Below are 15,341 nucleotides of genomic sequence, written 5' to 3'. Positions count from 1 at the left end.
GAGCTTCGTGAAAACGATAAAGCGTGACTACATCAGTATCATGCCTAAACCAGACGGGTTAACGGCAGCAAAGAACCTTGCAGAGGCGTTCGAGCATTATAACGAATGGCACCCGCATAGTGCACTGGGTTATCGCTCGCCACGGGAATATCTGCGGCAGCAGGCCAGTAATGGGTTAAGTGATAACAGGTGTCTGGAAATATAGGGGCAAATCCAAACTATCTCTGCCAATGGCTCCTGGACTTACAATGGCGTTGTTCGTTCATATGATGATAAATACGATTTTAACGCCAGCACTCACCGTGGCGTCATCGGAGAGTCGCTCACAAGGCTCGGGGCGATGTTTTCTGGTAAAGAGTACCAGATACTGCTTCCTGGTGAAATTCACATTAAAGAAAGTGGTAAGCGATAATATAAGGGCCGGGATTCCGGCCTTTTTATGCAGCCTTTATAACAGTGTATTAGTCATTCGCATATTCAACATATCCCTCTTCACAATGGTACATGCCATAATACATTCTCTTACCCTCCGGACCTTCAGCTTTAAATGGGACAAGAAGTGTTTTTTCATCTTCAACATCTGTTAAACTTCTCTCAATCTTTTCCCATGTAATTTTCGGGATTTCTGTACCAAGAAGTTGTACATCGTTGTCCCAGCGTTTCATTCTTTGCAGGTAATCATTTTTTACAAACGTTCTGGCCTGTTCATCGCTGACCTGATAGCATGCCGGACCTTTATCTTCAGACCAGAAAAAAACAGCAGCAAGAGCAATAATCGTTAAAATAAAAATAAATTTCATGCTAATTACTTTCATAAAATCTCCACAACTTCTGTCGTTCATTCGATATAAAAAAACATTACGAATATATCCGTACAATGTGAGCATACTGTGAAGTGGCTTTAACAATTATGAAATAATACAAGAGATCACATATTGCAGTGGTCTCTTCTTTTATAGAATAAATCACAATTCATAATTATGATTTGTGACTTATGCGTGTCTGTTTTTCAGCATTGTGACAGCATCGGACTCAGGAATCGAAAACTGCACCCGGTGCCGTGCAGCCACATCCAGCGCAAACACCTTCGTGTACACCTCTGTCGAACTAATCGACTTGTGCCCCATCAGGCTCTGCAGCACCTTCAGCGGAATACCAGCATACAGCATATGCATCGCGTAGGAATGGCGGAAAGTATGTGGGGTAACCGGAACAGAGAACGTCACGCCGTCGGCCGCAGCGGCCTCTACAGCTTCATTCAGCCAGGTGCGAACTGTGCGGTCGGTGATTCCCCAGATGCGCGCCTTCTCCATTCTTCCGGTTCGTTTGTTTCTGCGCTCCAGTGGGATTTTCAGCGTGGCCACCATCATCTGCAGTTGGCTGACGTATTGTGTATCGGACAGGGGAACCAGGCGATGCACCTGACTGCCAGCAGGGACACGGCCTGCCGTTCTGGTCGCTTTTTCAGTCCGTTGTTTGAGCGTGGCCAGCTGTACGAACGGATATGGCGGCGCCAGAGAAAAATCTCCCCGCGTCAGCGCCAGCGCTTCGTTTATACGTGCGCCCGTGTTCCACAGGGTGGCCAGCAACATTTTGCGGTGCAGATCCGGTACATAGTGGAGCAGGGCGCTGATCTCCGGCGCCAACAGATATTTTGGTAATTCGTCCTGCACAAGTGCCATCTGACGTAGTGCCAGCGCAGCCGGGTAATCAATGGCAACAGGTAATGTTGCCGGAGGCGTTAAAAAAGAACCAGGCAGGGAAAGCAATTGTGGGCCACTCATGATGTCCCCTTTATGAAATCCTCAATCTCTTGCTCGGTCTTTTTAGACTTCTTTACCATTTCGTACTCCTTTTGGAGTGTTTTACCTCTGGCTTTCAACAATACCAACCTCGTTGGCGATAGTGTATCGGAAAGGCCGTGCAGAGGGAGGCCACATAACATTCTCAGTTCTCGTGATAACCGCAGTGCTTTTACTCCCAACATAGCTGCGTTTTTATGCAAACTATATTCACCCGCTCCACCATAAGGAGTATCTTCAACAAACACATTATCTACACACACGACAGCTTCGTAGCTGAGAACAGAGAGTTCGCTGAGCCTATACATCAGGCCAGAAGGAAGGGAGCGCCAGTTACCAGATACCGGGGAATAATCGATTTCCGGTAATAAGAACTCAGCTTCTCCTCTGCCATCCTGATCGTGCTCCACAGTTGCTGTTGCTGCTGGAGCGCAACGCTGCGCAAATCGCTCAAGTAAAAAAACCAGCTCTGTACTAATGTAAAGACGCTCGCTGGCCAGCTTCGCTGCTGCAGTTCTCTCCTCACGTCTGAGTGTGAAGTGGTGAGTAAGGAACACCGCTCCGACAGCAGATGCGATGGTCGATACAGCTGTAATTATCTGCGGCCCCAGACTGGCGCTGTCCTTCACCACCTTCACGCCTTCGGTCGCAATAAACCAGTCAGCCATGTTTATTCCTTTATTGTTGAGAAATCCCGCCTTCTGTATGTATTCAGCGGTCGGCAGCCAGTTCTTCAGCCAGCTTCACAAAGCCTTTGTGCTCAGTCTGCAGGTAATGGCTGTAAATCCGGGCATCACGTTCTGTGAGCCCGGATGGATTGCCGGTGAAGTAACGTTGCAGCACCGCAATACAGTGATTGTAGGTATCGAGATCATATTCCCAGTTTCCCAGCTCACCGGCCGCATCCAGCTCCCGGCGAAACTGCTCGTATTTACGGAGCAGAATGCCAAGACCTAATTCTGTTGCAGCATAAACATTATTTTCTCCTGGCGCGGAAATCGCATTACGGATTTTTTCAAAAGCATAACTGAAATCATTTCTCTCATTGAATGCAGTAAACATGTCCTTTCCTCAGTTGAATAGTTAGCCGTGCAATTTTACCACACCTCAATCATCGCCAGATGAGTGCCACTCTGTTGAGAACAGTGACTTTCACAAAAAATGAATTTCACATACTGAAATAATAAGTAGCCATATAGAAACGCAGTTAAATTACCGGAGAGCCGTTTCCGTCAGATCCGACTTTCCGGAATATCACAACTTTCCGGAAGTGTACCACGCTGAGAAAATAATCATATCGCTGTTTTCCGCCCCTGCGCGGCGCATCACAGGTCAGGGAGATGACACAACATATAGTGTCATGAGCAGCTGAATGAGATACCACATGTTGTGCTGACAGGAGGTGGCGTTGTGTGGGGGGAGAGGAAGATCCGTAACCTGGGGTTTTCGGATCTCCGGAGAAATAAGAAGAGGCAGGCATTGTTGTAGCATTAAAATCCTCAATTTTAGAAGCATCACAATTTTCAAAAACTAAAAAACTGATTAATAGCTAATAATAAAATGCTAGGTTAGCATTAAGAACAAAACAAACATTAAAGGATCGATGATGCTAAGCCAGCTTAACCTGCGTTTTCACAAAAAACTTATCGAGGCGCTGAAAACGCGTGCCGGTCGGGAAAATACTTCGGTCAACGCCCTAGCCGAACGCTTCCTCGATGACGGCCTGAAAACGGTCGCGCCCGGTGACGGGTATTTTCAGCTCATTGCCGATCCGGAGGCCACGGTCCGGCAGCTGTACCGGCATATCATTCTGGGCCAGACCTTCGGCACGTCAGCGCTCTCCCGCGACGAACTGCGCTTTGTCCTGGTTCACGTCAGGGAGGCCTTCCTGCGCGGGCATAATAGGCTGGCCACACTCCCGGCCCTGGACACGCTGCTGGACATCACTGGCAACCTGCTGGCCTGGCAGGTGGAGCACGATCGCCCTGTGGACGGTCACTACCTGAAGGGGATTTTCCGCCTGGCCGGGAAAAACTGGACGGAAGAGTTTGAAGCCTTCCGGGCAGCGCTGCGCCCCGTGGTGGATCAGATGTATGCCGAACACCTCCTGCGTCCGCTCGAGAGCGACTGTTTTGGCCTGGCGGAGGTGCCGGACGCGGTGCTGGCAGAAATCTTCACCCTGCCGCGGCTGAAAGCTGTTTTCCCGTTGATGCTGCGCGGCCTGGACTGGAACACAGAACAGGCAAGAACGCTGGCACAGGAGCTGCGCCCGGTTATTTCTGCCGTCACGGAAACCATTGAGGCCGGCACGCTGCGCCTGGAGATCCGCGTTGACGGCCAGCACCCCGGAGAACGCCCGGGGGCCTGGTACACCACACCCCGTCTGCACCTGCTGATCACCGGCCAGGACTTCGTGGTGCCGTACGGCTGGGAAGCGTTATCCGAACTGCTGGGCCTGTTCACGCTGTATGCCCGGCATCCGGAAGCCCTGACGCACGGTCACCAGGGGGAGCGAGTGATGTTCTCCCCGCCCGGAAACGTCACGCCGGAGGGCTTCTTCGGGATAGACGGCCTGCGGATTTTTATGCCGGCGGAGGCCTTTGAGACGCTGGTCCGGGAGCTCGCCACGCGGTGTCAAGAAGGCCCGCTGGCGGAGGCCCTGACCGGGCTGCGCTGCCTGTACGGAGATCTGTAATATGAAGATACTGAGGCAGCTGTGGAACCAGAAAGGGCTTGATGCGGCAGTTGAAGATGTACCTGAGGATCGATACGGTTTCGGTAATATCGCAGAAAATATATCCCGTTCCATCCTTACTCTTCCTCTGGAGGCTTCAAATGTTGTCGGAATAGAAGGTGCATGGGGATCGGGTAAAACAAGCCTCCTTAATCTGATCCTGAGAAACCTTGCCCTGAAAAAAGATGCTCACACGCATGTGCTGCATATTTCTCCCTGGCTGAGTGGCGGCAGTCCGGTTGAAGCGCTCTTTCTTCCGGTTGCCACGGTTATCCAGCAGGAAATGGAAATACGCTATCCCCCGAAGGGCTTCAAAAAGCTCTGGCGTAAATATCTGTTGTCACCGGAAGCTCAAAAAGTGATTGAGTATGCTCAGGATACTTCATCGCGCGTCCTTCCACTGGTTCAATATATCGGACAGTTTTCCAGCATTATTAACTGGATAGCAGGCGGAATAAAGGTATTTTCAGACAGCCGTCTGGCTGTTGATCAGAAAACCACGACAAAGCTTCGGGCTGAAATTGCAGGACAACTGGTGAGTCTGGATCTGAAGTTCATTGTTGTCATGGATGATCTGGACCGACTGGAGCCATCCCAGGTGGCGGAAGTGTTCAGGCTTGTGCGTGCAGTAGCCGATCTGCCCCGCTTTACCCATATTCTCTGTTATGACAGGCAGATTATCACTCATGCCGTTGAACATGCGCTGAATATCGAAGATGGCAGCCGTTATCTCCAGAAAATCATTCAGCTTAGTTTTAAATTACCCCGACCTGAAGCCTTTGATTTACGTAATGAATTTCGCCAGCGGGCTGAGGCTCTATATCAGCAAATTAATAATCAACCGCCAGACTCTGGAATGGTAAGGGATCTCATCGCGGTGACTGATACCTATGGTGCCGCACTTTCGACGCCACGGGAAATCCATCAGGCCATTAATTCCCTGATTTTTCTTTATCCGGGGATGCGGGATTTTGTTTATTTCCCTGATTTGTGCCTGCTTCAGCTTATACGGGTGACAAACCCGGCTCTGTATGACTGGACAGAGCATTACCTGACAGAACGGTCCGTGATTGAAACCGGTCAGGGTATGCTTTCTGACGGAGAGAAAGCAGACTTCCGGGAGGGGCTTATCAGATGTATGAAGACGTTCAGGGCATCAAATGCAGACTCGTTTCTGACACTTGCAGACTGGATCCCAGGTATCAGTGGACATAATGATGAATATCTGAATCTTTTTGAGCCCGTCAGTGAGGATTTTCGTCATATCCAGACGACCGGTAAACGACTCAGCAGCCTGACGCACTGGCGATATTATTTTGCCTTCTCCTCACCACAGAATGTTCTGCCACCTGAATTCTTCAGACAGCTTTTTGAACAGGCTGGCGTATCGGAAAAACAGCAGCAGCTTTCTGAATTGCTGCTCTCAAAAATCAACAGTGTGGGCAGTCTGTCCGGAACCTGGTTTGAACATATACTGAGCAGACTGACTCCAGGCCTGATAAGAGAACGTAATTTCGAAGAGTGCGCAGGACTGGTTCATTTTTTCTTCGATCACACCGATGAGGTGAGCACTCGCTTCAGTATCCGTAACCCATGGTTTTCCCTGCGTGAAATGGCCATTAATGAGGTTGTACGGCATCTGCTGAAGCATATGCAGGATATTGATGAGACCAGAACGATCACGCTTATGGAAAAACTGATCGTTACGGGTGCTTCGCCGTTCTGGATAGCCGATTTTATGCGGGATCTTATCTGGGAACATGGACTTGCTCAGAATGCAGTACCTTCGCCTTCAGACGCTCTTTTCAGTCGCGATATTACGGAACGGTTGCGTGACAGGTTTGCGGAACGTATGAATCAACCAGAACTTCAGCAACAGCTTCTCCTGCGCAAGTCTCTTCTCGGGTATCTCTACGCCTGGAGAGACATGAGTTCAGGTGAAACCGTGAAGCAATGGGTCAGAGAAGTTACTACCACTGATGAAGGCCTTGTTAACCTGTTGATACGATTACAGACCAGTGTCTTCAGCTCCCACCGAGGGGCATATCGCCGGATTGCGCGTGACCAGGTCAGTCCGTTCTTTGATGACTGGCCAGCAGTCGAAGAGAAGTTGAAGGTTATGCTGTCCGGCAACGAGCTGACTCCGGAGCAGGAAGCGCTCAAAACAGCGCTGGAAAATGACGACTGACCAAAAATTAAGGCCGCTTAGCGGCCTTTTTCTTACTAAATGAAGGAGATCAGGCGCTTAATGCTTTATCCTTGTCAAAAGGAACACCGGCATACGCAAGCTCACTCAGCAGTTTGCGTTTCCATCCACCATGCTCATCAAGCTCGGTATAGAGAACCCCGGCAAGATCTGAAGGGATTTCGATATCTCCCTTCCTGAGTACAAGTACTTTCCCGCGTCCAAGCTTCCCGGCGAAATATCCGAGCTCATACAGGACATTCTGGCGTGCGCGGAGACGTGTGCTTTCAGATGCCAGAGCACTGCCGCTATCGTCGGGCGTCATCAGCACGATGGCAAAACTGACATCCCCTGACTCTGCTTCAAATTTCTCGATAATCGTCCTGGAGCCGTCAGGACGTTCTGAAAGAATGATTTCCTCAAGACCTATCCGGGATATAAAACGGGCAACAGACTGAAGGGCATCATTATCATGGCCATGAACAATAAAAATTTTTCGGGAAACCGGCCGAAACACTGCAGGCTCAGGATCGTGTTGGTTTTCCACATACAACTGGTAATCGCGCACGAACGGGGCAACTAATGACGACGTGAATTTTCGAATGGATTCAATAATGTTTCGATCATAGAAAAATGTATGACAGAAATTAAAGGAAAAATTGTTATCGTCTGCCATTTTCTCGATCAGCAGCAACTTCAGGCCCAAAATATCAGCGGGCTCATCAGGCCACTGTAGAACAGCGGAACCAGCCATGCTGGATTCAGTATCTTCACTCCTGGCCAGAAAGGTATCAAGTTCAACATTGCGGGTCAGATGTGCATTAACTGACTGCAGATTCTCTGAGTTCAAGAGCCGGGCCAATTGCTTAAGAGGTTGCTGATAGTTCTGAACGTCAGCGCGCTGAAGGTCGAATACGCAATTTTTAAGTGACTGAAAGATATCAATTGCCATCCTGCCCGCTCTCCTGTCTTTGTTGTTCTGCTCTGTCCAGAATCTGTTGGCGCAGATTTTCTTTCATGTGTTCGATTAATGGGCTGACCATCGGATTAGTGGCATAACCAGAAGCGCGTTCGTACACCATGGAATAGGCTTCCTGAATCGCGTTCTCAATGCTGACAGGATCGTTAGCATCGAAGTGGACATCATAACTTCCGTTTAATGCCTCTGTTGCTCTCTCAACCTCTTTTAGCTGTTTCTGCATTTTGTCTAAACCTGTGATTTTGACGCTCATAACAACCTCCGGACTAAGTGAGATGTATCAACCTTTATAGATAGCACGTTGGAGATGTGGGGTAAGGGATATCACTCAAATTCCATGTAATTTCATTAAGATCAGACTTAACCTTTTTTCGGATCTCCGATAAAAAAGAAAGAAATAGAGATATGCTAAACATATGCCTGGCATCTACATATGCTACCGCTATACATATGCCACACATCTGCCTATACTAAACATATGCACACACCCGGTGCTTTGAATATTCCGGATATGTTTCACATATCCATATGCTCGGGAGAGAAAAAACATGAGAACCGTATCGATATTCAAAAATGGCAACAACCGCGCCATCCGTCTGCCTCGTGATCTGGATTTTGAGGGGGTGAGCGAGCTCGAGATCGTCCGGGAAGGGGACAGCATCATCCTGCGCCCCGTCCGGCCAACCTGGGGATCATTCCTAGAGTACGAAAAAGCCGATCCAGATTTTATGGCGGAGCGCGAGGATGTTGTCAGCGACGAAGGGCGATTTAACCTGTGAACAAGACTTATATGCTTGATACCTGTATCTGCTCGTTCATCATGCGTGAACAGCCAGAAGCCGTCCTGAAGCGTCTGGAGCAGGCGGTGCTACGCGGCCACCGTATAGTGGTCTCGGCCATCACCTACTCTGAAATGCGCTTCGGGGCTACCGGCCCAAAGGCCTCACCACGTCACGTCCAACTGGTCGATGAATTCTGCGCCCGCCTCGATGCCATCCTGCCCTGGGATCGCGCCGCAGTAGACGCCACCACGAAGATTAAAGTGGCACTGCGGCTGGCCGGGACGCCGATCGGCCCGAACGACACGGCGATTGCCGGGCACGCCATCGCCGCCGGGGCGATACTGGTAACGAATAATACAAGAGAATTTGAGCGAGTGCCTGACCTGGTGCTGGAAGACTGGGTGAAGTAAGACACTCTTTTCAAAGTCAGGAGATAAGGGCACCAAGAAACAGCCCGTATACGGGCTGTTTTAACAGATATCTACAGTAAGCGGTCCTAAACTGTAGGGTATCTTCGAAGATCAGACTATCAGGGAGCTAAAGCCTATCTTCCGGCGGCAAAAACAGTGGCTCAAGCGATACGGGCAACCGAGCTCTGGTTTGCTGCCGGTGGCAGGGCGATGAGCTTGTCACATTCCATAATCACGTACTCCGGGATGAGATCGAATCTGGACGGATCTAGTTGACAGATGAACTCATTTTCAATGTGGTACGTTTCGTTAACGAATTTTCGTATTACCGGATGGTCCTGATCCAGTTCCAGTAAACGGAATACCTGCAGTTTTTCATAGCCGTTACGACAGCGACGGTACAGGTTTTTTATTTCATCTGGGCTGCTGACGAGAGCCTGAAGTCGCGGGTAATCAAAACTGTCCACATACTCCCGGATATCCCGCAAGGCCTGCTGAATTTTCTCAGGAGCCATTTTGGGATAGCCCGAGCCCGCAGCGGCAGGCTCGCGATAATCCAGCGGGACGACGCGTCGATGGAATAGATTGGATAGAAGCTGATAAGCATCACCACGTTCGTCAACGATTTCAAAGTAGCGACGAAGATAGATGAGCTTAATGATCTCCTCACAGTCTGCTGACGCGGTGATGGATTTGCAGATCTGCATGAATGTCATGATATCGCCGTCGTTAACAGGTAATTCTTCTATGACTCCAGCAGACAGGCGCAGGCAGGAGGCGGTCACCTGATTACTGAACAACCTTCTGACTGACTTCAGCGTGTCAATCACAGGCTCCACGTCATGCGTCAGCATAAGTACAGTCCGGTTCTTCAGGCATTCACCACTTGCACGTCTGAACAGCATTTCAAGAATGGCAAACTTCTTGTTTTTATCAAAAGAAGATATGGGATCATCAAGGATAATCAGTCCCGGGTTTTTTGACAGGCATTCATACATGAATAACACAATCGCAAAGGCGTTCCGTTCTCCATAGCTGAGATGCTGGCTACCGCCGCTGACGTACCCGTCAAAATCTATGTGTCGTAGCCTGAGTTTTCTCTGCTCTCCCTCGCCGGCTATATCCACCCTGTATTTATAGCCTGCATAAGTGAGGAAATTATTGATGTTTGTTTTGTGCTGTGCGATCAGCCGGATCATGCTGTCCCGGTGCCGGTTAATTTTTCCCTGCAGCGGTCCGGCAAGGTTTATCAGGTCCATAAGGGCCGCGTTCAGTCTGTCGGTGATCCCCTGCATGAGTTCGGATTGCAGATCAGGGAAGAACTGCAGGTCAATCAACCTGGCAGTGAGCACCTCCCGAACGTTCTGCTGTTCCTGCAGGCTGAAAACATTCAGGCCTCTCAGCGCAGTGAGTTTCTCTGTCAGCGTATCGGTCTGGCGTTTCAACGCCACTAGGTACTCGATATGTTCGGCTTCCGGACCGTTCTGAAGCATAGTAATGGCCAGAAGGCGTTCTCTGGCGCTCTCCGTCAGGTAATTACCGAGGTTTTCCACCAGTCTGATGATAGCGGTCAGGTTTTTAATGGTGGATTTATCGTATTCCTCTCTGACTTGGCGAATTTGTGCTTCCTTTCCCGTGATATCACCGGTACAGAACGGACAGCAGCCATCCGAAAGGGGCGAAAACTCGAGTCCCTTTGTCTGCCAGTCAATCCATTCCACGCGGCGTTCACTGCGGATGTAGGGTTGATAGTTCTCAAGACCAGCCGGAATGTGGTGTATTTTATTTCCGCCTGACAGACCTCTCATGCCGGTTGAAGAACGTGAAATCCCGGAACTGGTTGATCTGAAAGCATTACTGAGTTCCTGTAGATGGTCTATCAGAGAGTTCAGCTCAGTGTGATCCGTGAAAACAGCCCGGATCTTTTGCGTCATTTCTTCTATTTCACGCTCTCTTTCCGCATGGGCTTGATTGCGGATAAGAATATTAAAGCTATCACTGATGAGCTCGTCCGGTTGGAACGTAAACTGACTGACGTACTCCTCGTTGAAGCACATCACGTCCCCAATCCCGTCAGCACCGATGACAATGGGCCCGGTGCTATCGGGGTTTTCTCCGCGCAGCCGGAAGGGCATCAGTGCCTGTAGTCCCTGAATGTCGTCCCGCGCCGCACAGCTTATGGCCCGTGACAGCGTACTTTTTCCAGTACCATTTGGCGCAAACTTAATGTTCAGTTTATCGGCAGTGAGGGTGATATGTGCTCGTACGATGTTATTGCAGTGGCGTATTTCAATGTCCATTTATCTGTCCTTTGCCAGTTATTCCGGGGGGATTCATATCCTTCCGCAAAATGTGCCCGCATGCTGTGATGCAGATACATAATACATTTCGTTTATACCATTGCTTACACCTCTCCGAGGTGTTCATATCAGAAACAAAGATTAGGTCGATCCGACTTAGCCGGAAACTGGATCTGCGCGGCAGAAAAGACGCAAATGATATGATAATTAAGAAATATATATAAAATCATATCAGATATGGTTTTCATCATTGATGATAAAACAATATCTGATATTATCAGAAATCATGAGCACACAAATCATGCAGGATATTATTTTTACCTGTCAGTACATTATCAGATGGAGCGTGCAGGATGGATGAAGAAAGGGTGTTTTCACTCAGCTATGAACAACTGACCCGGTTTGCGGAAAAACGCATCCGGGAATGCAATCTGGACAGCCAGGGCGCGATTTATCTCTGCGAGTCAGCCAAAGCCGGAGCCGTGCTGATCTTCTGGCATGAACTGGCCATAAATGGCTATGCCTCAATGAATGCCATAAAGAGACAGGAGCTCATTGACGCCGACTTTCAGCGCCTCAGAAACCTCATCTGGCCGGAGGATGACAGGTAATGACCCAGAGCCGCCGACCGTCGCCACTGCAGCGGAGAGTGCTGATTGTGCTGGCTGCGCTTGATGAAAAACGGCCGGGCCCCGTGCTGACGCGGGACCTGGAACGGGTGCTGGAGCGAAGCGGGGAAGCCCCGGTCTACGGGCCAAACCTGCGCGCCTCCTGCCGTCGTCTGGAGGATGCCGGCTGGCTGCGTACCCTGCGCGCCCCGAATCTGCAGCTGGCTGTCGAGCTGACGGACGCCGGCCGGGCCGTGGCACAGCCTCTGCTGCTGGCAGAACAGGACCGCCTCCGGGCAGAACAGCGTGCGGCAGAAGTCGTCGTACTGCCGCTGGTCCCGGCAGCAGGTCTGCCCGCAGACGGCACTTCTGCCACTGATCTGGCGGTGCAGCTGAACGGCATAACGTATCAGGCCTGCCGTGGGGATTTTGTGGTACGTCTCGACGGCAGCACCTGTCTGCAGTTATGGAATAAAGAAGGCAGGGTGGTACGCCTGGAGGGCGATCCGCTGGAAGTGGCGCAGTGGCTGCAGGCCTGTCACGATGCCGGAATGGAGGTTCGTGTACAGGTTAATGAAAGCGTCACCCCGTAAAAACATACCAGCACGGTTTACACATCATCCCATGGTGGCAGCTGGTTAACTTTCCTGCGCCACCAGTGGATAGGAGATATGATCAGTCATAACATTAAGTCTAAAATTACAGACATCTCAAAAAGTCTGTAGCATAAAAGAGGCCTGATGTAGAATACTGTGCCAAATAGAATATTAAAAGGATTTGATATATCCCCTGTTCACAGTTATATGTTTCTGAATTACATGGTGAATCCCCCCAACATAATGCTAGGATTTGAAAATGGCAGAAAAAAATAAAAAAACCATTACTGGTCAAGTCTTGAACTCCATTAAAATTAACAAACTAAAATGTATAAATGGATTAAACGAGATTATTTTTAAACCTCATGCGTTAACCGCAATTTTAGGTCCAAATGGAAGCGGAAAATCAACAATACTCCATGCTATAGCAAGCATATACATGCCTGAAGAAGGTTTCCCCGGTGAAGACCATCGGTTAATGCATTTTTTTCCACGCAGCCCACATGCTGAATGGAACGGCAGTGACTTCATTGTAAATTTAACTTATCGTAAAGATGGGGTAATGATTGAAAATGAATTGAAAAATTATGGAAAAGCAGATATTCGAGGCTCACGATGGATTCAGATTTATGCTCGTCGTCCTTTAAGAGAAGTTTACTATCTTGGCATTGATAAATGTGTTCCTATAATAGAATCAGAAAAAAAGAATAATATTCAGTATGAAACCAGCAGTGTCAGTAATGATTTAATAACAAACATTCTTCATTACGCCTCCTATATACTTAATAAACCATACACAAGTTTCAATCAGCATCAACAACCCAATGGAAAAATATTGATTGGAGTTGAGTCAGGGGGACTGGCCTACTCATCATTGAGTATGAGCGCAGGAGAGCAAAAGATATTTTTAATTCTGGAAACAATATTGAAAGCGGACAAGAACGCCTTAATATTAATTGATGAATTAGATTTATTGTTGCATGACGAAGCATTGAAAAAGTTAATAGAAGTCATATCATCTCATGCCAAAGATAAAAACAAACAAATCATCTTTACTACCCATAGAGAAATGATAACCACTTTATCAGACAAGATAAATATAAGACACGTCGTAAACATTCAAGGCCGTAGTTATTCATTTGAAGAAACAAAACCTGATGCTATAAACAGATTAACAGGTGAATCAACGACGCCTATTGAAATATATGTAGAAGATGACTTAGCTGTTGCCATAATAAATAAAATATGTTCTTCACTTAAGGCCAGCAAATATGTAAAAATATTTAAATTTGGCGCAGCTTCAAACGCATTCACTCTACTTGCCAGTACCCTTATTCGTGGTGACAATCTATCTGGTAAACTTTATATTCTTGATGGCGATAAATATTCCACAGAAAATGAAAAGAAAACTGCTCGTGATAAAGTTTTCACCGGCACAGAATCACGAACTTATGAGTTAAAAGCGGCAGCGGAAGGAAAAGTAAAACAATTTAATCTCCCAAATGGGGTTAAGCCTGAACAATACATTCATTATCTTATTACAAATGTCCCACTGGACGGATTGGGTGGCGAATATTTAGAAATAATCGAAGCAGCAAGGGATATCAGAGTTGAACTTGATGCTCATAATTATATCTCGAATATTTTAACTAAATTGGGCATTGATCGTCCGTCCGGGTTAACACGAGTGATGGATCTGGCCTCCAGGCATCCCGAATGACATCAGTATGTGAGTGAAGTCACTGACTGGTTACAGCCCGTAGTTTCTGATTTAATGGAACGATTACCTGAGAATGATACAGTAGATATAACTTAAAATATCCAACCATCCCGAATGAGCAAATACAAAAACTCATTTGGGATAATAATTAATATAATTATGCTGGCTCATTTCATGCCTGTCAAAAAAAAACAAATTTTGCTCTGTTGTTTTCTTAACGAAGATATTATGTTAATCGTGAAAATATGATATATATTATTATATAAGAACACATCGTAGAGGTTTTTATGGGGAAATATCAGGAAGAAAAGAAAACACCCATCATTATGGTGAAAAAACGTCGCACTCTTTTACCCCCTTCCTTATCTGAAAAAACAGGTGTTATCGCACGTTCAGAGACAGAAAAGATGGAAGAATCAGTCTCTGAGGGGATCAGTTCGCCTGCCGTCGATACTCATACCCCTGATGCTCCTGCCTGTAAGAAAAAAAAGAAAAGACGCCGTTTTCCACGCCAGCCTCATTGGACTCATGAATTTACTCACGATTGCGTGGAAAAAGTGAAGTCTCTGTTTCCCCATCTTCGCGCAGAAGGCGGAGGATTTCTTCCACTGAAAATTGGCATAACCAATGATTTTGCCGCATTCCTGACAGAACACCCTGAGACAGAACTGACACTGGATGAATGGTCCTGTGCAATATCCTGCATCACCACCCGACAGGTATATCTGCAGCGTACTGCTGTCGCAGGTATCCCTCGTTATGGACTGGATGGACTACCAGCAGGTCAGGTATCAGAATGCGATGCGCTGAATGCCAGACGCTGGCTGGCAGTAAGGGAACAACAGAAGCTAAAGATGAAAACCATGCAGGAACAGTCCGCGTCAACCGAAAAAACTGAACGGTAATTTCATCGCGATAACAGCAGGTTACAAACACAATAATATTCATTGTGAAGTATTCCTTTCAGATCAGCTTATATGTTTTTTGCAGGCTGCTGGTAGAACAGTTGCTTTTACTTGTGGTCAGTAAGCAGAGATATTCCGACATGGGCATTCTTCAGGCTATAGCCTTACAGGATCAATCACCACCTCCCTAGGAGGTGGTTTAGGGATAACACCTAGATTCTACGTCAGTACTTCAAAAAGCATAATCAAAGCCTTGATAAATATGCATTCCTTCGAAATTCAGCTTTCACCCATTGGGTGAAAGAAAAGTGCTCAAAAAT

16 protein-coding genes and 1 pseudogene are annotated in these 15,341 nt (G+C 47.8%); 10 read left to right on the top strand and 7 right to left on the bottom strand.

What is annotated here, in order from left to right:
- Both ACJHWR_RS24430 and ACJHWR_RS24425 read left to right on the top strand, forming a co-directional pair.
- Window positions 1-205: IS3 family transposase (locus ACJHWR_RS24430; RefSeq protein ID WP_016244222.1), on the top strand; the 205-nt coding region annotated here is incomplete at its 5' end.
- A gap of 12 nt (window positions 206-217) precedes the next feature.
- Window positions 218-412: pseudogene (locus ACJHWR_RS24425) on the top strand (lipid II-degrading bacteriocin); the annotation flags it as partial.
- Between the two features lie 49 nt (window positions 413-461).
- Here ACJHWR_RS24425 and cmi read toward each other — a convergent pair.
- The 4 genes from cmi to ACJHWR_RS24405 form a co-directional block, all read right to left on the bottom strand.
- Window positions 462-815 (bottom strand): colicin M immunity protein, encoded by a 354-nt coding sequence (gene cmi / locus ACJHWR_RS24420; RefSeq protein ID WP_000864812.1) that lies wholly within the window; start codon window positions 813-815, stop codon window positions 462-464.
- A 177-nt stretch (window positions 816-992) separates the two neighbouring features.
- Window positions 993-1,784 (bottom strand): site-specific integrase, encoded by a 792-nt coding sequence (locus ACJHWR_RS24415; RefSeq protein ID WP_000016493.1) that lies wholly within the window; start codon window positions 1,782-1,784, stop codon window positions 993-995.
- The gene (locus ACJHWR_RS24410; RefSeq protein ID WP_000796228.1) at window positions 1,781-2,470 is read right to left on the bottom strand and encodes a hypothetical protein; all 690 of its coding nucleotides are present in this window, start codon (window positions 2,468-2,470) and stop codon (window positions 1,781-1,783) included. Before ACJHWR_RS24410 ends, ACJHWR_RS24415 begins: the two co-directional genes overlap by 4 nt.
- Before the next feature lie 43 nt (window positions 2,471-2,513).
- A complete protein-coding gene (locus ACJHWR_RS24405; RefSeq protein ID WP_000493379.1) occupies window positions 2,514-2,864 on the bottom strand; it encodes a hypothetical protein in 351 nt (116 codons plus the stop codon).
- 544 nt (window positions 2,865-3,408) lie between these two features.
- On the opposite strand from ACJHWR_RS24405, the gene pifC reads away from it, so the two are divergent.
- Window positions 3,409-4,497, top strand: coding sequence for a transcriptional repressor PifC (gene pifC / locus ACJHWR_RS24400; protein WP_000952217.1), 1,089 nt, complete (start codon window positions 3,409-3,411; stop codon window positions 4,495-4,497).
- A gap of 1 nt (window position 4,498) precedes the next feature.
- On the top strand, window positions 4,499-6,724 hold the full coding sequence (locus ACJHWR_RS24395) for a P-loop NTPase fold protein (protein ID WP_000698737.1): 2,226 nt from the start codon (window positions 4,499-4,501) through the stop codon (window positions 6,722-6,724).
- A 49-nt stretch (window positions 6,725-6,773) separates the two neighbouring features.
- Here ACJHWR_RS24395 and ACJHWR_RS24390 read toward each other — a convergent pair whose 3' ends face one another.
- On the bottom strand, window positions 6,774-7,673 hold the full coding sequence (locus tag ACJHWR_RS24390) for a TIR domain-containing protein (protein WP_000963206.1): 900 nt from the start codon (window positions 7,671-7,673) through the stop codon (window positions 6,774-6,776).
- The gene (locus ACJHWR_RS24385) at window positions 7,663-7,953 is read right to left on the bottom strand and encodes a hypothetical protein (RefSeq protein ID WP_000111771.1); all 291 of its coding nucleotides are present in this window, start codon (window positions 7,951-7,953) and stop codon (window positions 7,663-7,665) included. The genes ACJHWR_RS24390 and ACJHWR_RS24385 overlap by 11 nt, the downstream gene beginning before the upstream one ends.
- A gap of 295 nt (window positions 7,954-8,248) precedes the next feature.
- On the opposite strand from ACJHWR_RS24385, the gene vapB reads away from it, so the two are divergent.
- On the top strand, window positions 8,249-8,479 hold the full coding sequence (gene vapB, locus ACJHWR_RS24380) for a type II toxin-antitoxin system VapB family antitoxin (protein WP_001261287.1): 231 nt from the start codon (window positions 8,249-8,251) through the stop codon (window positions 8,477-8,479).
- On the top strand, window positions 8,476-8,892 hold the full coding sequence (locus ACJHWR_RS24375) for a type II toxin-antitoxin system VapC family toxin (RefSeq protein ID WP_001044768.1): 417 nt from the start codon (window positions 8,476-8,478) through the stop codon (window positions 8,890-8,892). Before vapB ends, ACJHWR_RS24375 begins: the two co-directional genes overlap by 4 nt.
- Before the next feature lie 161 nt (window positions 8,893-9,053).
- Here ACJHWR_RS24375 and ACJHWR_RS24370 read toward each other — a convergent pair whose 3' ends face one another.
- Window positions 9,054-11,192, bottom strand: a complete 2,139-nt coding sequence (locus ACJHWR_RS24370; RefSeq protein WP_000350638.1) for an AAA family ATPase — start codon at window positions 11,190-11,192, stop codon at window positions 9,054-9,056.
- A 353-nt stretch (window positions 11,193-11,545) separates the two neighbouring features.
- Here ACJHWR_RS24370 and ACJHWR_RS24365 point away from each other — a divergent pair, with 353 nt between their 5' ends.
- The 4 genes from ACJHWR_RS24365 to ACJHWR_RS24350 all read left to right on the top strand — a co-directional run bounded on the left by ACJHWR_RS24365 (window position 11,546) and on the right by ACJHWR_RS24350 (window position 15,021).
- Window positions 11,546-11,803, top strand: a complete 258-nt coding sequence (locus tag ACJHWR_RS24365; protein WP_000343085.1) for a hypothetical protein — start codon at window positions 11,546-11,548, stop codon at window positions 11,801-11,803.
- A complete protein-coding gene (locus tag ACJHWR_RS24360) occupies window positions 11,803-12,393 on the top strand; it encodes a hypothetical protein (RefSeq protein WP_000194575.1) in 591 nt (196 codons plus the stop codon). The genes ACJHWR_RS24365 and ACJHWR_RS24360 overlap by 1 nt, the downstream gene beginning before the upstream one ends.
- A 262-nt stretch (window positions 12,394-12,655) precedes the next feature.
- Window positions 12,656-14,116 (top strand): AAA family ATPase, encoded by a 1,461-nt coding sequence (locus ACJHWR_RS24355; protein WP_202745975.1) that lies wholly within the window; start codon window positions 12,656-12,658, stop codon window positions 14,114-14,116.
- A gap of 287 nt (window positions 14,117-14,403) precedes the next feature.
- Window positions 14,404-15,021, top strand: a complete 618-nt coding sequence (locus ACJHWR_RS24350) for a ProQ/FINO family protein (RefSeq protein ID WP_000521603.1) — start codon at window positions 14,404-14,406, stop codon at window positions 15,019-15,021.
- The last annotated feature ends 320 nt before the right edge of the window (window positions 15,022-15,341 follow it).

Origin of the sequence: Escherichia sp. WS568 (genome assembly GCF_046486085.1) — a bacterium.
Classification (GTDB): Bacteria; Pseudomonadota; Gammaproteobacteria; order Enterobacterales; family Enterobacteriaceae; genus Escherichia; species Escherichia coli.
This window is presented reverse-complemented; position numbering and strand designations above follow the sequence as displayed.